Consider the following 17,547-nt stretch of genomic DNA (forward strand, 5'->3'; position numbering starts at 1 on the left):
CGTCGCGAGCGGAACAGTGGAAGGCATGAGCAAGACCGTTGACCTCGGCAACCCCGAGCTGTACATCAACCGCGAACTGGCGGCGCTGGAATTCAATTTCCGCGTACTCGCCCAGGCGCGCGACCCCGACGTACCCGTGCTGGAGCGCCTGCGCTACCTCACCATCGTCAACAACAACCTCGACGAATACTTCGAGGTGCGCGTGGCCGTGCTCAAGCACAAGCACGCGCTGGGCGCGGCCGTGCCGGGCGCCGACGGGCTCTCCTCCAGCGAGATCCTCGCCCGCATCCGCGAGCGCACGCTGGAACTGGTGGCCGAGATCTTCGCCACGTGGCGCGAGGAGTTGCTTCCCGCGCTCGAGGGGGAAGGTATCCGCTTCCTCACCCGCGACGGCTGGAGCGACAAGCAGCGCCGCTGGCTGCAGGGCTACTTCCAGAACGAGATCATGCCGGTGCTCTCCCCGCTCGGGCTCGATCCCGCGCATCCGTTCCCGCGCATCCTCAACAAGACGCTGAACCTCGCCGTGGTCCTGAAGGGCCGCGACGCGTTCGGACGCGAAGGGCACATGGCCCTGGTCCGGGCGCCGCGCTCGCTGCCGCGGATCATCCACCTCCCGGCCGAGGTGTCCGGGGGCGACGGCGACTTCGTGTTCCTTGCCGAGGTACTGCAAGCCTTCGGCGACGAGATCTTTCCGGGTTTCCAGGTGTGCGCCACCTACCAGTTCCGCGTCACGCGCAACAGCGAGCTGGTGGTCGAGGAAGCCGAGGTGGAGAACCTGGCCCGCGCGCTGAGCGAGGAACTCGCCGGACGCGGCTATGCGCGCCCCGTCCGCCTCGAGGTCGGTGCCGACTGCCCGCGCGCGATCACCGAGATGCTGATCGCGAATTTCGACCTAGAGGAAGCGGACGTCTATCGTTGCGACGGTCCGGTGAACATCATCCGCGCGGGCCTGATCTACGACCAGGTGGATCGTCCGGAACTGAAGTTCCCGCGCTTCACGCCACGCCTGTCGCCCGCCTTCGAGAAAGGCGTGAACGAGTTCGACGTGCTCGGTACGCGCGACGTGCTGTTGCACCACCCGTACGAATCCTTCGCCTCGGTCGTCGAGCTGCTGCGCCGTGCCGTGGACGATCCGGGCGTGCTCGCCATCAAGCAGACCTTGTACCGCGCGGGCAAGGATTCGCCGCTGGTGGACCTGCTGGTGGAAGCCGCGCGCAACGGCAAGGACGTCACCGTGGTGATCGAGCTGCGCGCGCGCTTCGACGAGGAAGCCAACATCGGCCTCGCCAACCGGCTGCAGGAGGCCGGCGTGCAGGTGGTCTATGGCGTGGTCGGCTACAAGACCCACGCCAAGATGCTGCTGATCGTTCGCCGGGAAGGCGGCGGCCTGCGGCGTTACGTGCACCTTTCGACCGGCAACTACCACCAGGGCAACAGCCGCGGCTACACCGACATCGGCCTGATGACGGCGGATCCGGAAATCGGCGAAGACATCCACAAGGTGTTCCAGCAACTCTCGGGCCTCGGTCCGATGATCCAGCTGAAACGCCTGTTGCATTCGCCGTTCACGCTGTACTCCAGCGTGATGGCCAAGATCGAGCGCGAGACGGAGCACGCGCGCAACGGCCGGCCCGGGCGCATCGTCGCCAAGCTCAACGCGCTGAACGAAGCCCACGTGGTCGAGGCGCTCTACCGCGCGTCGATGGCCGGCGTGCAGATCGACCTGATCATCCGTGGCGCGTGCACCTTGCGTCCGGGCATCCGCGGCGTGTCCGAGAACATCCGGGTCCGCTCCATCGTCGGGCGTTTCCTCGAGCACAGCCGCGTGTACTGGTTCGGCAACGACGGCGCGCCCGAGCTGTACTGCGCCAGCGCCGACTGGATGGAACGCAACCTCATGCGCCGCATCGAGGTGGGCGTGCCGATCCTGCAGCCCGAACTCGCCCGGCGCGTGTACGACGAGACGCTGGACAACTACCTGCGCGACAACACGCAGGCATGGATCCTCGGCAGCGATGGCCGCTACACGCGCAGCCATCCGGCCAGGGGCGAAGCGCCGCACGCGGCGCAGCAGGCCCTGCTCGCGGCTTACAGCGGGTGAAGCGGCGCATCCTCCTCCTGTCCGTGTCCGCCGGCGCGGGGCACGTGCGCGCCGCGCAGGCACTGGAAGCCGTGGTGAACGCCCTGGCGGAGGATGGACGCGCGGTGGAGGCGCGCCACCTGGACGTGATGGACTACGTTCCATCGAGTTTCCGGCGCATCTACGCCGACTTCTACCTGCGCCTGATCACCCGTCATCCCCAGCTGTGGGGCATGCTCTACCGCATTACCGACGACGTCCGCCCGGACGCGCTCACCCAGCGCATGCGCCGGACGATCGAGCGGCTGCATACGCGACGCCTCCGCGCCGCCATCGCGCAGTTCGCGCCGGACGCCATCGTCTGCACGCACTTCCTCCCGGCCGAGTTGCTCGCGCGACAGATCCGCAAGGAACGCATCGATGTACCGGTGTGGCTGCAGGTCACCGACTTCGACCTGCATCGCATGTGGGTGATTCCAGGGATGACGGGCTATCTCGCGGCCAGCCCGGAAATCGCACAGCGCATGCGCGCGGTCGGCCTGCCGCCGGAACGCGTGCACACGACCGGCATCCCCGTGATGCCTGCGTTCGCCGGCCCGCATGACCGCCGCGCGCTGTCGATGGAATTCGGCATCGATCCCGGCCGCCCCGCCTACCTGGTCATGGGCGGCGGTGCAGGCGTCGGCGGGCTGGACGTCCTGGCCGACGCCCTGCTTTCGAGCACCGACGGCTTCCAGCTGGTCGTGCTCGCCGGCCGCAACGCCGCGATGCTCGAGCGCTTGCGCATGCTCGCGGCGTCCCGCTATCCCGGCCGCCTTTTTCCCCAGGGTTACACCCAGCATGTCGATCGCCTCATGGCCTGCTGCGACCTCGCGATAACGAAACCGGGCGGCCTCACCGCCTCCGAATGCCTCGCCATGGGCCTGCCCATGATCGTCAACGCGCCCATCCCGGGGCAGGAAGAACGTAATGCCGACTACCTCATGGAACAGGGCGCGGCATGGAAGGCGATCGACGCCGTATCACTCGCCTGGCGGATCGGCCAGCTCCAGGCGCAGCCGGCGCGGCTGTCTGCCATGGCGGGGAACGCGCGGGCCATCGGGCGTCCGCATGCGGCGCGCCAGGTGATCGATACCGTGCTCGACCAGTTGGACGGTGCATGAGCCATTCGCCGCGCCGGCGTGTCACCGCCCTCGTGGCGACCGCCCTTTTCACGCTCCTCCTCGCCTTCTGCTTCGCCCATGTCGAGATCGAGATCGAGGGTCCGCACGGCTGGGCGACCAGTCTTCCCACCTGGCGCATCGAGAACCACTGGCTGCTCGACCTGCTCTGGGGCGGACGGCCGATGACCGGCTACCACGCGTGGGTCTTCCCATTCATCGCCCTGTTCTTCCATTTCCCGATGGTGTTCCGGGGATTCTGGAGCTGGCGTGCGCAGGTGCGCGCCATCGCGTGCGTGATGCTGTTCTGGGTCGCCGAGGACGGGCTCTGGTTCGTGCTCAATCCGGCGTTCGGACTGGCGCGGTTCAACCCGGCAAACGTGCCGTGGCACAGGCACTGGTGGGGACCGGCGCCGACGGATTACTGGGTGTTCGGCTTCCTCTGTATCATCCTGTTCGTGCTTTCAGCCCTGCCGAAGCCGAAAATCTCGCTCGTAGGAGCGCGCCCTGCGCGCGACAGCTTTTCGCGATAGGGCAGCAGTGCCGGTTGCTCCTCGCGAAAAGCGGTCGCGCGCAGGGCGCGCTCCTACACTGCTTGTTCGATGCGTGTCAGAATTCTTCTCAATGGCCACCTCAGGTAAATCGCAGATCAACGAAGGCGAATTGCTCGCCGCCGTCGACCTCGGGTCCAACAGCTTCCACATGGTGGTGGCGCGCTACGAGCACGGCGAGCCCCGCGTCATCGACCGGCTGCGCGATTCCGTGCGCATGGCGGTAGGTCTGCGGCCTGACGGTACGCTCGATGCCAGCCATCGCGCTGCCGCGCTCGCCAGCCTTGCCCGCTTCGGACAGCGCATCGCTGGCATCCCTGCCTTGCACGTGCGTGCCGTGGCGACCAACACGGTACGCCGGCTGGCCTCACCGCACGCGTTCCTGTCGGCCGCCGAAGCGGCATTGGGACATCCGGTCGAGATCGTCTCCGGCCGCGAGGAAGGCCGCCTGATCTTCCTCGGCGCGGCGCACGACCTGCCCGCATCGCGCGATCATCGCCTGGTGATCGACATCGGCGGCGGCAGCACCGAATTCATCGTCGGCCGCGGCACCTCGCCGATCCTCACCGAAAGCGTGCAGGTGGGCTGCATCGCCAGCACGCTGCGCTTCTTTCCCGGCGGCAAGATCACGCGCAAGCGCTGGCTGCGCGCGCGACGCGAGATCGGCGTGTTGCTCCAGCAGTTCTCCGAGGATTACCGCGAAGCAGGCTGGGCCGATGCCTACGGCTCCTCGGGCACGGCGAAGGCGATCGGCGCCGTGGTGAGGGCCATGAAGCTCTCGGACGACGGCATCACGCCGGAGTCGCTGGCGGCCGTACGCGAAGCGCTGATCGAACAGGGTTCGTCCGACGTGCTGAAACTGCCCGGTCTGGCCGAGGACCGCGCGCCCGTCTTCGCCGGCGGTGTCGCCATCTTCGAGGCGGCCTTCGACGCGCTGGGCATCGAACGCCTGCGCGTATCGGAAAGCTCCATGCGCGAAGGCCTGCTCTGGGACCTCATCGGCCGTTCCGCGGGTACCGACCCGCGCATGGCGAGCATCGACTCCCTGGCCAACCGCTATGGCGTAGATCGCGCGCAGGCGCGCCGGGTGGAAACTACGGCTCTCGCCATCTTCGACCAGCTGGCGAAGGTCTGGAAGCTCGACCATGACGCGCGCGAGTGGCTCTCGTGGGCCGCCCGCGTGCACGAACTCGGCCTCGCCATCGCCCACAGCCAGCACCACCGTCACGGCGGATACATCCTGCGCAACGCCGACCTCGCCGGCTTTTCGCGGCAGGAGCAGCAATTACTTGCGGCCATCGTGGAGTCGCACCGGCGCAAACCGGAAAAATCCGTCATCTCGGCGCTGCCCGCACGCTATCGCATGCTGGCCCGCCACATCACGGCGATCCTGCGCCTGAGCGTGCTGTTCCGTCGCGCCCGGCGCGCCGAGGCCTTGCCGCGTATCCGCGTCGTCGCCACGCGCCAGCGCCTGCGCCTCTCGCTGCCAGCGGACTGGCTCGACCAGCATCCGCTGACCGAAGCGGACCTCGAGCAAGAGCGCGAGCCGTTGGGGGAACTGGGCCTGGAGCTCGAGATCGTCACCGAATGAGCGGGAGCCGCACGCCAAACGGGCGTATCATGCGGGGAATGTTCCACCGTCACGACCGGTCACCCATGCTCAGAGCCGTCCTCGCCAGCGCCCTCCTCGTCCTGCCTGCGGTCTCCCTCGCGCAGGCGGCCAAGCCGGCGGCCCAACCTCCCGCCGCCGTCGAGCACCCTCGGGTGGTCATGCACACGAGCCAGGGCGAGTTCACCCTCGAGCTGTTCCCGGAAAAGGCGCCCAAGAGCGTCGCCAACTTCCTCCAGTACGTGCGCGACGGGTTTTACGCCGGCACGGTGTTCCATCGCGTGGTGAACGGTTACATGGTGCAGGGCGGCCTCTACAGCCGCGACCTCACCCAGCGGCGCACCCGCGCGGCCATTCCCAGCGAGGCCGACAATGGCCTGTCCAACCTGCGCGGCACGGTGGCCGTGGCGCGCGGCACGGACCCGAACTCGGGCACGTCGCAGTTCTTCGTGAACCTCGTCGATAACCGCCGCCTCGACTATGTGGGCAACCAGAGCAGCCTCACCTGGGGCTTCGCGGTGTTCGGCAAGGTCGTTTCCGGCATGGACACGATCGACAAGATCGCCGCCCTGCCCACGCGTGCGCAGGGCCCCTTCGTCGGCGACGTGCCGAATCCGCTGGTGGTCATCGAGTCGGCCAACGTCGTCGGCGAGGAAAAGGCCACGCCCGCGCCTGCTTCCAGTGCTGCGCCAGCCGCTGCCGCCAAGGTGCCGGTGAAGGCACCCGCGAAGAAAAAGCCCGACGCATCCTCGAAGCCGGCATGAGCACGCTCTTCATCGCCGACCTGCATCTCGATGATGCACGGCCGGACATCACCGCGCTGTTCGAACGCTTCCTGGCCTCGGACGAAGCCCGTTCCGCGAGCGCGTTCTACATCCTCGGCGATCTCGTGGAAGCATGGATCGGCGACGACGACGACGCCGAACTGCCGGAACGCATCGCCACCGCGACACGCGGCCTGCGCGACGCGGGCGTGCCGGTGTACTTCATGGTCGGCAACCGCGACTTCCTGCTCGGGCCGGCGTTCGCCGGACGCGCCGGGATGACGCTGCTCGACGACGGTACCGTGCATACCATCGAAGGTGTGCCCACCCTGCTGATGCACGGCGACGTGCTCTGCACCGACGACGTCGAATACCAGGCGGTGCGTGCGCAGGTGCGTACCGAGGCATGGAAGGCGCAGATCCTCGCCATGTCTCTGGATGCCCGCCGTGCGTTCGCGGCGAAGGCCCGCAACGACAGCAAGGCCCGCACGGGCCGTGTCGACGAAACGATCATGGACGTCAACCAGGGCGCCGTGGAAGACGCCATGCGTCGCGCTGGCGTAAGTCGCCTGGTACACGGGCACACCCATCGCCCGGCGATCCACGACTTCACCCTCGACGGCGGGAACGCGCAGCGCATCGTGCTTGGCGACTGGTACGACCACGGCTCGGTGCTGTCGATCGACGGCAACCGCGTCGACCTCCGCGGCCTGTAGGAGCGCGCCTTGCGCGCGACGGCTTTTAGCGAAGAGCAACAGGCCCTGTGGCTCACCGCCTCAAAAAATGTCGCGCGCAAGGCGCGCTCCTACCCGCCCAGGGTTCCCAGCCAGGTCAGCTCGGATTCGGAGAACCCTGCCGCGCGGCGCGCGTCGAGATTGAACGGTCCGCGCAGCGAGTTGTTCATGTAATCGGCGAGGAGCTGCGCGAAGGTGGCTTCCGGATCGATGCCGTCGCGCGCGCAGCACCAGTGGAACCAGCGCGTTCCCGCCGCCACGTGGGCCACTTCCTCGCGCAGGATCACTTCGAGGATCGCCACCGTACGCTCGTCGCCCTGGCGGCGCAGGCGCTCCATCATCCCGGGTGTCACGTCGAGACCGCGCGCCTCGAGCACGCGCGGCACGAGGGCCATGCGTGCGGTGTCGCTGTGCGCGGTTTTCTCCGCCATTTCCCAAAGGCCGTTGTGCGCATCGAAGTCGCCGTAGGCGTGGCCAAGTTCGGCGAGGCGGCCGGACAACAGCGTGAAATGGCGGGCTTCGTCGTTGGCGCACGAGGCCCAGTCCCGATAGTACGCAGCGGGCTTGCCGCGGAAGCGGTACACGGCATCCCATGCAAGGTCGATGGCATTGAACTCGATATGCGCGATGGCGTGCACCAGCGCCGCCCGCCCTGCTTCGGTACCGAGGCCGCGTTGCGCAAGCTCGCGCGCGGGCACGAGACGTGGACGCCCGGGACGCCCCGGCAGGCCGATCGGCAATGGAGGCGGCGAGGAAGGATCCGGCGCGACGCTGCCCGCTTCCAGCGCGGCCCACGTGTCGAACGTGAGCCGCACCTTCTCGACCGGATCGGTCGCGTCGAGGCAGCGACGGGCGGCGGCGTGCAGGTCGTTCATGGCAACACGGCGCTGTAGGAGCGCGCCCTGCGCGCGACAGTTTTTCGCGCAGAGCAACAGGCCCTGCTGCCTACCCGCGAAAAGCTGTCGCGCGCAGGGCGCGCTCCTGCCCCAGCTGTCACGCGCTGCGGCGTTCGTTCTTTGCGGCATCCGAACGCAGCGCTTCCTGCTGCTCGAGGAAGCGCGCGTCCACGCCGGTGACGTACTCGCCGGAGAAGCACGAGGTGTCGAACTGGCGCAGGTCCTCGTTGCCGTCGGCCACCGCCCAGATCAGATCCTCGAGATCCTGGTACACCAGCCAGTCGGCACCGAGCGCCTTTTCCACTTCCTGCACCGTGCGGCCGGCCGCGATCAGCTCCGAGGCCGCCGGCATGTCGATGCCGTAGATGTTCGGATAACGCACCGGCGGCGCGGCCGAGGCGAAATAGACATTCTTGGCGCCGGCGTCGCGGGCCATCTGGATGATCTGCCGCGACGTGGTACCGCGAACGATCGAATCGTCCACCAGCAGCACGTTCTTCTTGCGGAACTCGAGGTCGATGGCGTTGAGCTTGCGGCGCACGGATTTCACGCGCTCACCCTGCCCCGGCATGATGAAGGTGCGGCCGATGTAACGGTTCTTTACCAGGCCCTCGCGCATCGGCACGCCCAGCGCCTGCGCCAGCGAGCTGGCCGCGGTGCGCGAGGTGTCCGGAATCGGGATGACCGCGTCGATGCCGTGGTCCGGGCCACGTTCGCGCAGGATCTTCTCGGCGAGCTTCTCGCCCATGCGCAGGCGCGCCTTGTAGACCGAGACATCCTCGATCATCGAATCCGGGCGCGCGAGGTACACGTATTCGAAGATGCACGGCGCATGCACCGCGCCCTCGGCGCACTGCCGCGAGAGCAGCTCGCCGCCCTCGGTGACGATCACCGCCTCGCCCGGCGCGACGTCGCGCAGGCGCTTGAAGCCGAGCACGTCGAGGGCCACCGATTCCGAGGCGATCGCGTATTCGCGGCCTTCCGCGGTGACGCGCTCGCCGAGCACCAGCGGGCGGATGCCGTTCGGATCGCGGAAAGCGATGAGACCGTAGCCCAGCACCAGCGCGATGCAGGCGTAACCGCCGCGGGCGCGCGCGTGGACGCGCGATACGGCCTTGAAGACGTGCTCGTGGGTGAGGTCGCCGCGGTCCTCGACCTGCAGCTCGTGCGCGAGCACGTTGAGCAGCACTTCGGAATCGGAGTCGGTGTCGATGTGGCGGCGATCGTCCTCGAACATCTCCTTGCGCAGGGTCTCGGTGTTCACGAGGTTGCCGTTATGCGCGAAGGCGATGCCGTACGGCGAATTCACGTAGAACGGCTGCGCCTCTTCGGTGCCTTCCGAACCCGCGGTGGGATAGCGGCAATGGCCGATGCCGATGCGGCCGCGCAGCTTGCTCACGCCGGCCGAGTTGAAGACGTCGCGAACCAGCCCATTGCCCTTGTGCAGGCGCAGGCGCGCGCCATCCACGGTGGCGATGCCGGCGGCATCCTGCCCGCGATGTTGCAGGACGGTCAGGCCGTCATACAGGGCCGATGCCACTTCCGTGGTACCGACGATGCCGATGATTCCGCACATGGTCTTGCCTTCTACGAAGAGGCCGCCGTGGTCGCGGCGGCGGGGTGAGCGTTCTGTTCTTGCGTGGGCCGCGCGGGTATCGTCAGGTCGCGCAGTTTCATCAATTCTTCCCGCGTGGGCAGTTTCACGTCGGGCAGTTTCACGTCCTTCAGTGCCGCAGGCGGATGCAGGTACTCGCGCACGTTCGCCGGCACCTGCTGACCCAGCCACGCCGCCGGTGCCGCGAACTGCGGCAGCATCTTCGACTCACGCCACAACGGCTCGTTCGGCAGCGGGGTGAAACCGAGCAGGAACACCACGCCGCTGACGATCAGCACGCCGCGTGCGAGACCGAAGATCATCCCGAACAGGCGATCCACGCCGCCCAGCCCCGTTCCCGAGACCAGGCGCGAAATCAGGAAGCGGAACACCGCCCCCACCAGCAGCACCGTGATGAAGCAGAGTCCGTAACCGAGGGCGATCCGTGCCATCGGCGACGAAACGCTGCCTTCGAAATACCGCGCGACCGCCGGACCGAACAGCCAGGCCAGCCAGAACGCCGCCACCCAGATCGCCAGCGACAGCACCTCCGAGATGAGGCCGCGCGCCAAGCCGATCAAGACCGACACGAACAGCACGGCAAGGATGACGTAGTCGGCCCAGTTCACTCGCTACTCCCCGGCTTGGCGACGGTTGGCAGGTCCGGCCCCTCAGGGCGCCGACACGACGACACCGTCGAGACCGACCTTGGCCTTGATCTGGTCCTTGAGGCGGACCGCGTCGTCGCGCTGGGTCTGCGGCCCGGCGCGCACGCGCCAGAGCTTCGCGCCGCCGCTGGACGCGATGCTGTCCACATAACCGGGGATGCCCGCGCCGCGCAGCCTGTCGCGCAGCCGCGTGGCCTCGGCCTCGTTGCTCACCGCCGCGACCTGGACGGCGAAGCCCCCGGCGCGCGGCGGGGCGGCGGGCGCCGCGGCCGGCACGGTGGCCGGGACGGCCGCGGGCGCCTTCGGGGTCGCAGCCGGGCGCGAGGACGCGGGGACGTCCGCGGTCTGTGCCTCGGCCTTGGTGGAAAGCGTGGCGGGCGCACCCGGCACCGCGGCGACGATCTTCAGGCGGGCCGCCTCGGCGGCCGCCCGTGTCTCGAACGGACCTGCGCTGACCCGGGTCAGCGCCTTGCCAGCCTGGTTGGTGGCCGCGGTGCTGACCGGATAACCCAGCGCCTTCACCTTCTGGACCAGCGCGTCGGCCTTGCTGCGGTCGGCATAGGCACTGAGATTGATGCTGTAGCTGCCGCGGGCTGCCGTGCCGGGGGGCAAGGCCGGCGCCTTGGCTACCGGGGCGGCCGGCGTGGCCGCTGCAGGAGCGGGTTTCGGTGCAGCCGCGGCAGGCCTGCTCGCCGCGGGAGCGTTGGCGAAGTCCTCGGGGAGCGCGTCGGCAGGCTTGCGCGACGCGATGTCCACCGAGGCGAGGCGGCTGCCGTTGCCTGGGATGACCGTGGCCGGCGCCGGCGCCGGCGCGGCGGGCTGCGCCGGGGGCGTGTTCGCGGCGGGAGCGCCCGTGGGCGCCACAGGGGTACCAGCCGGTGCGACGTCGAGGGTGCGCGTCTGCAGTTCACGGTCCGGTGCCGGCGGAATGGCGAGGCTCACGGTCTGGTCCGTGTCGGTCTTCGGCGGCGTGCTGGAGAAGAACATCGGCACGAACAGCACCAACAGAGCGATCAGGACGGCGGCACCCAGCAGGCGTGTTTTCAAGGAAAGCTCCAGACGACCGGCGCAATGCGAATCGCGGCGATTATAACCGGCAATGGGTCCGCCCCGCGCTTTGTGCGGGAGCCGCTTCAGCGGCGATAAGGGCTTTCCTGACCCAAGGCAGCGCTCGCAACGAAGAACGAGCCGAACAACAGCACGGTATCGTCGTCGCCCGCCGCCTCGCGCGCCGCGGCCCAGGCTTCGGCGACGCCGGGATAAGAGGAGGCGGCGGCGCCGGGCAGCGCGGCGGCGAGCATGGCCGCCAACGCGTCAGCCCCCAATCCGCGGGGGGTGTCCCGGTCCAGCCCCGCGAGGAACCATCGGTCGACCCGGCGGCCCATCGCCTCGACGACGCCGGCCACGTCCTTGTCCGCGAGGGCGCCGTAGACGGCGAACACGCGGCCGGTGGCCGGTTGCGCATCCAGCCATGCCGCGAGCGCGCGCGCGGCCTGCGGGTTGTGGCCCACGTCGACAAGGGTGCGCGGGCGGTCGGCGATGCGCTGCAGCCGGCCCGGGACGTGAACGGCGGACAAGGCCGAACGGATGGCCGCCGGCGAAACATCGAGCCTTGCTCCAAGAGCGTGGATGGCGGCAATAGCCGTCGCGGCGTTGGCAAGTTGCACGGGGGCGGCGAGCGCGGGCAGCGGAAGCTCGAAGGATGTACCGTCGCGATGTTCCCACCGCCACATGTCTTCCGCGACTTGTGTAGGAGCGCGCCCTGCGCGCGACATGTTTTGGGGCCAGGCGTTGGAGCTGGCGCGCAAGGGTTCGGACTGAGGCGAAAGGCTGTCGCGCGCGGGGCGCGCTCCTACAGGAATGTAGGCTTCGCCTGCCTTTATGATCTCGGCGCCGATGGCTCGCAGCGCATCCAGCAGGCCTTGCGGCGGATTGGGCTCGCCGACGATCACCGGCCGCCCTGCCCTGGCGATACCCGCCTTCTCGCGGCCGATGCTGTCGCGGTCGCTGCCCAGCCAGTCCTGGTGGTCGAGGTCGACGGTCGTCACGACGGCGACGTCGGCATCGACGATGTTGACGGCGTCCAGCCTCCCGCCGAGACCGACCTCGAGGATGGCCACGTCGAGCGACGCCCGCGCCATCAGGTCCAGCGCCGCCAGGGTGCCGAACTCGAAATAGGTCTGCGGAATCGCGCCGCGCGCGGCCTCGATGCGCTCGAACGAGGCGACCAGCGCCTCGTCCGCCGCGTCCTGGCCGTCGATCCGGATCCGCTCGTTATAGCGGAGCAGGTGCGGCGAGGTGTAGCACCCCGTGCGGTAGCCGGCGGCACGCAGCATGCCTTCGAGCAGGGCCACCGTGGAGCCCTTGCCATTGGTGCCGCCGACCGTGATCACGAGGGGCGCGGGGCGCGGGGCGCCCATCGCCTCCCACACGCTGCGCACCCGCTCGAGACCGAGCTCGATATCGCGCGGGTGCGTACGCTCCTGGTACGACAGCCACTCGCCCAGCGTGCGGCTCATGCGATCAGCAGTCGCCTTCGCCGCCGAACGGGTCGTCGAGGACGATCGTGTCGTCGCGGTCCGCACCGGTGGCGACCAGCGCGAGCTTGCAGCCCGACAGTTCCTCCACGGCGCGCAGGTAGGCGCGTGCGGCAGGCGGCAGCTTGTTCCAATCGCGGATGCCAGCGGTGGATTCTTCCCAGCCAGGGAACTCCAGGTACACCGGCTTGCACTCGGCCCAGCCATCCGCGTCCAGCGGGGCGAGCTCGCGGCGCTTGCCGCGGTATTCGTACGCGATGCAGACCTTGATGCTTTCCAGGCCGTCGAGCACGTCGAGCTTGGTGATGGCGAGGCCGTCGATGCCGTTGATCTGCACCGCGCGCTTCAGCGCCACCAGGTCGATCCAGCCGCAACGGCGCGGACGGCCCGTGCTGGCACCGAACTCGTTGCCCTTCTTGCGCAGCAGTTCGCCCATCTCGTCGTTGAGCTCGGTGGGGAACGGACCGCCGCCGACGCGCGTGGCGTAGGCCTTGCAGATGCCCAGCACGTAATCGATGTCGCGCGCACCCACGCCGGTACCGGCAAGCGCACCGCCCACCGTGGTGTTCGACGAGGTGACGTACGGATAGGTGCCGTGGTCGATGTCGAGCAGCGCGCCCTGCGCGCCTTCATAAAGAATGTTGCCGCCGTCGCGGCGCACGTCGTGCAGGATCGTGGCGACGTCGTCCACCATCGGGCGCATGTACTCGCCCCAGGTCAGCGCCTCGTCGAGCACGGTCTGGTAGTCGACCGGCTCGGCCTTCAGCCACTCCGTGAGCACGAAGTTGTGGTACTCGACCGCGGCCTTCACCTTCTCCGGAAGCTCGTGCGGATACATGAGGTCGGCCACGCGGATCGAGCGGCGGGCGACCTTGTCCTCGTACGCCGGGCCGATGCCGCGGCCGGTGGTGCCGATGGCCTTGGCGCCGGACGCGACTTCGCGCGCCTTATCCACGGCAATGTGGTACGGCATGATCAGCGGCGTGGCCGGCGAGATCTTCAGGCGCGGACGCACATCCACGCCCTGGCCTTCCAGCTCGGCGATCTCGCTCATCAGCGCGGCCGGCGAGAGCACCACGCCATTACCGATCAGGCAGAGCGCGTCGTCGCGCAGGATGCCCGAGGGAATGAGGTGGAGGACCGTCTTCTTGCCCTTGATCACCAGCGTATGGCCGGCGTTGTGGCCACCCTGGAAGCGCGCGACCGCGCCCACGCGTTCGGTGAGGAGATCGACGATCTTGCCCTTGCCCTCGTCGCCCCATTGCGCGCCGAGAATGACGACTGACTTGCCCATGTGTTGTATCTCTATCGATGAGGATGCGGTATCAGCGCTGACGGCCGGGGCCGTCGTTCAGGTAGCGCAGGAATTCGGAATCGGGCTTCAGCACGAAAGTGCCCTTGCCGTCGGCAAAGGCCTTACGGTAGGCCGCGAGGCTGCGATAGAACGCGAAGAACTCGGGATCCTGGCTGTAGGCCTGGGCATAGATGGCGGCCGCCTGCGCGTCGCCGTCGCCCTTCACCTTGGTAGCCTCGCGATTGGCGTCGGCCAGCAGCACCAGCTTCTGGCGGTCCGCATCCGCGCGGATCGTCTCGGCGGTTTCCTGGCCCGTGTAGCGCAGTTCGTTGGCGAGCTGCAGGCGCTCCGCGCGCATGCGCTTGTAGACGGAGCCGCTGACCTCGTCGGGCAGGTCGATGCGCTTGATCCGCACGTCGACCACGGCGATGCCGAGGTTCTTGCGGGCCGCGGCGTCGGTCTGCTGGCGCACGCGCTCGGTGATGTCCTTGCGGCCGCCCGCGATCAGGTCCTCGAGCGGACGTGCGTTGAACTCGTAGCGCAGCGCGTCTTTCACGATGGGCGTGAGGCGCTGGATGGCCTGCACCTGCTCGCCCGAGGTGGCCCTGTAATACGCCGCGTTGTCGGCGATGCGCCACTTCACGTAGAAGTCGACGTTGACGCTCTTCTTCTCGAGCGTGAAGTAGCGCTCGGGCTGGGCGTCAAGACCGAGGATGCGGTTGTCGAAGCGCATCACCTGTTGCACGACGGGCAGCTTGAAGTGCAGGCCGGGCTTGTAGTCGGCGCGCACGATGCGGCCGAACTGGAGGAGCAGCGCGTTCTCGCCTTCCTTGACCACGAAGGCGCTGTTGAAGCCGAGCAGGAGAAGGACGACGACGACGAGGCCGGTAACGAGTTTCACTGGACGGCCCCCTGCTGCGGATTCGAATTGGCGTCGGTGGTCGCGGACTGGATGACAGTGCCCACGCCCGGCACGTTGCGCACCGCGGCGTTGTTCGGTTCCACCGGCAACTGGATGATGTTCTTGCCGTTGCTGCCGTCGATCACCTTCGGATTGCCGGCCATGACGTCCTCTACGGTTTCCAGCCAGAGCCGCCGGCGGGTGACTTCCGGCGCGGCGCGGTATTCCTTGAGCAGCAGGTTGAAGCGCGCGACGTCGCCGTTGGCGCGGGCGATGCGCTCGACGCGCTCGGCGTCCGCCTCGGCGGCGATGCGCGCGGCATCGCCGCGGGCCACCGGCACCACCTGGCTTTCGTAGGCGCGGGCCTTGTTCTCTTCGCTCTGCTTGTCTTCGCGCGCGGCGTTGACGTCGTCGAAGGCGTCCTTCACTTCCTTCGGCGGCGACACGTTCTGGAAGCTGACGCCGGTGACCAGGATGCCCGCATCATACTTGTCGAGCGTGGCCTGGAGGATGTCGCGTGCCTGCTGCTGCAGGGTTTCCTTCGCCGCCGGCGCGATACCGGGGGCGGAGGCCTGGGCCGGCGCGGGCGTGTCCACGCCCGGCGTGGTCAGGATGTTGTCCATGATGTTGGCGCCGACCACGGAGCGCACCGCGGCCTCGGCGGCATTATGGATGGTGTTCTCTTCCCGGTCGGCGTTGGAATAGAGGAATTTCCGCGCGTCGGACACCTGGTACTGCACGTTGAAATCGATGGCGATGATGTTCTCGTCGCGCGTGAGCATCGAGACGTTGTCTGACACCGAGCGCACCTGGGTGGTCTCCACCTTGGTCACGGTCTCGACCGGGCTCGGGGCCTTGAGGTGGAAACCCGGCGGCAGGATGCGCGAGAACTGGCCGAAGCGCAGCACCACGCCCACCTGCCGGGCATCGATCACGGTGTAGCTGGACACGAGCAGCCAGGCCACGATGAAAACGAGCACCACGGCGGCAATACCGCCGCTGCCCGCACCGAACCTGCCGAAGCGGGCCTTGAGGCTCTTCAGCGCACTGTCGAGGTCGGGCTTGCGCCCGTTCGACCGGTTGCGGTTCCAGGGATCCTTCTGGCCGTTGCCGGGTTCATTCCAAGCCATGGTCGGCAGTCTCCTTCGGGACCGGAGGGTGGGTGGCTTCAAAGCCTGGGGGGTGGACCCGTGCCGGCGGGGAATGGACGCCAGGCGCGCGAACACCTGTCGCCGCGCCGAAAGGGGCACGCAAACACCCCGAATTCTACCAGATGGCTACGCGCTCCGCGTAGGAGCGCGCGATGCGCGCGACATGTTTTGAGGCTGTGACTGTGGGCTGGCGCGCCAACCCCCTGGGAACCGGCGCGAAAAGATGTCGCGCGCAGGCGCGCTCCTACATGGGCGGGATGTCGCGCGCGGGCGCGCCCTACATGGGCGGTTCGATCAGCTCGCGCAGGGGTCGCGCGTGGACATCGTCGCCCAGCAGCGGCGCCAGGACCGAGCGTGGCGCGTCGATGTCGAGGTGCCAGCCGTGCTCGTCGACGGCCTCGCCGACGATCGCGCCGGCCGCCTTGAGCCGGGCATGCAGGCGCCCCGCACTGAGAGGAAGCTCAAGACCGGCGCGGATGCGTTCGCCGCCGAGGAGTTCTCCCAAGGCCTCGCGCAGGCCGTCCAGCCCCTCGCCCGTCGCAGCGGAGAGCCAGACCTGGCGCGGCTTACCGTCGTCGCCGCGGTCGATGCGCGGCGCGGCGTCCACGAGGTCGATCTTGTTCATCACCGACAGCTGGGGGACGTCCCCGGCACCGATCTCCTCGAGCACCGAATTCACGACCCGGCCCAGCAGTTCGCGCTCTTCGTCGGCGGCATCGCTGACGTGGATCAGGAGGTCGGCGTCGCGGGCTTCGGCCAGCGTTGCGCGGAACGCCGCGACGAGATCGTGCGGAAGCTCACGGATGAAGCCGACCGTATCGGCCGCCACGGCGGGCCCGCAGGCAAGACCGTCGATCTTACGTACCGTCGGGTCCAGCGTGGCGAACAGCTGGTCGGCAGCGTAGACGCCACCGGTGGTCAGCGCATTGAAAAGAGTGGACTTGCCCGCGTTGGTATAGCCGACCAGAGCCACGCGCGGCACCGTGTTGCGCAGCCGTGCCCGGCGCTGCTGGTCCCGTTGCACGCCGACCTTCTCGAGGCGTTTGGTCAACATCTTCACCCGCTCGGCGAGCAGGCGGCGGTCGGTTTCCAGCTGGGTTTCGCCCGGGCCGCGGTTGCCGATGGCACCGCCGCGCTGGGCGTCCAGGTGGGTCCAGCCGCGAACCAGGCGCGTGGCCAGGTGTTTCAGCTGGGCCAGCTCCACTTCCAGCTTGCCTTCATGGGAGCGGGCACGCTGCGCGAAGATGTCCAGTATCAGGCCCGCGCGGTCGACGACGCGCGCCTTCAGGTGCTTTTCGAGGTTGCGCTCCTGCACCGGGCTGAGCACGTGGTCGACCAGGACCAGGTCGGCTTCGAGCGCGCGTACGGCTTCGGCCACCTCGTCGGCCTTGCCGCTGCCGATGTAGAAACGGGGGTTCGGCACTTCGACGCGCGCCGGGATGCTGGCCAGGATTTCAGCGCCGGCCGAGGACACCAGCTCGGCGAATTCCTCGCCACGGCGGATCGCATCGCCTTCGCCACGGGAATGCGGCAGCACCAGCACGGCGCGATCGCCTTTCTTTTGTCTATCGAACACTTAGGGGGATGACCTCATGTGGAGTAAGGATG

At 68.3% G+C, this 17,547-nt stretch carries 15 protein-coding genes; 6 read left to right on the top strand and 9 right to left on the bottom strand.

Going from position 1 to position 17,547, the window contains the following annotated elements:
- The first annotated feature begins 25 nt into the window (after positions 1-25).
- The 6 genes from ppk1 (at position 26) to ACR9ZH_RS02860 (ending at position 6,880) form a co-directional block, all read left to right on the top strand.
- Entirely contained in the window at positions 26-2,101 is a 2,076-nt protein-coding gene (ppk1, locus tag ACR9ZH_RS02835; RefSeq protein WP_481289249.1) for a polyphosphate kinase 1, read from the top strand.
- On the top strand, positions 2,098-3,243 hold the full coding sequence (locus tag ACR9ZH_RS02840; RefSeq protein ID WP_481289250.1) for an MGDG synthase family glycosyltransferase: 1,146 nt from the start codon (positions 2,098-2,100) through the stop codon (positions 3,241-3,243). Before ppk1 ends, ACR9ZH_RS02840 begins: the two co-directional genes overlap by 4 nt.
- The gene (locus tag ACR9ZH_RS02845) at positions 3,240-3,773 is read left to right on the top strand and encodes a hypothetical protein (protein WP_481289251.1); all 534 of its coding nucleotides are present in this window, start codon (positions 3,240-3,242) and stop codon (positions 3,771-3,773) included. Before ACR9ZH_RS02840 ends, ACR9ZH_RS02845 begins: the two co-directional genes overlap by 4 nt.
- A gap of 91 nt (positions 3,774-3,864) precedes the next feature.
- Entirely contained in the window at positions 3,865-5,382 is a 1,518-nt protein-coding gene (locus ACR9ZH_RS02850; protein WP_481289252.1) for a Ppx/GppA phosphatase family protein, read from the top strand.
- Positions 5,383-5,447: 65 nt separating this feature from the next.
- A complete protein-coding gene (locus ACR9ZH_RS02855) occupies positions 5,448-6,164 on the top strand; it encodes a peptidylprolyl isomerase (RefSeq protein ID WP_481289253.1) in 717 nt (238 codons plus the stop codon).
- A complete protein-coding gene (locus ACR9ZH_RS02860) occupies positions 6,161-6,880 on the top strand; it encodes a UDP-2,3-diacylglucosamine diphosphatase (protein ID WP_481289254.1) in 720 nt (239 codons plus the stop codon). Before ACR9ZH_RS02855 ends, ACR9ZH_RS02860 begins: the two co-directional genes overlap by 4 nt.
- An 89-nt stretch (positions 6,881-6,969) precedes the next feature.
- On the opposite strand, the gene ACR9ZH_RS02865 is transcribed toward ACR9ZH_RS02860, so the two are convergent.
- The 9 genes from ACR9ZH_RS02865 to hflX form a co-directional block, all read right to left on the bottom strand.
- The gene (locus ACR9ZH_RS02865) at positions 6,970-7,773 is read right to left on the bottom strand and encodes a ferritin-like domain-containing protein (RefSeq protein ID WP_481289255.1); all 804 of its coding nucleotides are present in this window, start codon (positions 7,771-7,773) and stop codon (positions 6,970-6,972) included.
- Positions 7,774-7,891: 118 nt separating this feature from the next.
- Entirely contained in the window at positions 7,892-9,370 is a 1,479-nt protein-coding gene (gene purF / locus ACR9ZH_RS02870) for an amidophosphoribosyltransferase (protein ID WP_481289256.1), read from the bottom strand.
- Positions 9,371-9,381: 11 nt separating this feature from the next.
- Entirely contained in the window at positions 9,382-10,017 is a 636-nt protein-coding gene (locus ACR9ZH_RS02875) for a CvpA family protein (protein WP_481289257.1), read from the bottom strand.
- A 42-nt stretch (positions 10,018-10,059) separates the two neighbouring features.
- The gene (locus tag ACR9ZH_RS02880) at positions 10,060-11,103 is read right to left on the bottom strand and encodes an SPOR domain-containing protein (protein WP_481289258.1); all 1,044 of its coding nucleotides are present in this window, start codon (positions 11,101-11,103) and stop codon (positions 10,060-10,062) included.
- Positions 11,104-11,189: 86 nt separating this feature from the next.
- The gene (folC, locus tag ACR9ZH_RS02885) at positions 11,190-12,575 is read right to left on the bottom strand and encodes a bifunctional tetrahydrofolate synthase/dihydrofolate synthase (protein WP_481289259.1); all 1,386 of its coding nucleotides are present in this window, start codon (positions 12,573-12,575) and stop codon (positions 11,190-11,192) included.
- A 4-nt stretch (positions 12,576-12,579) separates the two neighbouring features.
- Complete coding sequence (locus ACR9ZH_RS02890) at positions 12,580-13,887, bottom strand: adenylosuccinate synthase (RefSeq protein ID WP_481289260.1); 1,308 nt, start codon at positions 13,885-13,887, stop codon at positions 12,580-12,582.
- Between the two features lie 31 nt (positions 13,888-13,918).
- Entirely contained in the window at positions 13,919-14,788 is an 870-nt protein-coding gene (hflC, locus tag ACR9ZH_RS02895) for a protease modulator HflC (RefSeq protein WP_481289261.1), read from the bottom strand.
- A complete protein-coding gene (hflK, locus tag ACR9ZH_RS02900) occupies positions 14,785-15,918 on the bottom strand; it encodes a protease modulator HflK (RefSeq protein WP_481289262.1) in 1,134 nt (377 codons plus the stop codon). Before hflK ends, hflC begins: the two co-directional genes overlap by 4 nt.
- Before the next feature lie 298 nt (positions 15,919-16,216).
- The gene (gene hflX, locus ACR9ZH_RS02905) at positions 16,217-17,515 is read right to left on the bottom strand and encodes a ribosome rescue GTPase HflX (protein WP_481289263.1); all 1,299 of its coding nucleotides are present in this window, start codon (positions 17,513-17,515) and stop codon (positions 16,217-16,219) included.
- Positions 17,516-17,547: the final 32 nt, after the last annotated feature.

It is taken from the genome of Luteibacter sp. SVR4-7G (assembly GCF_056755555.1).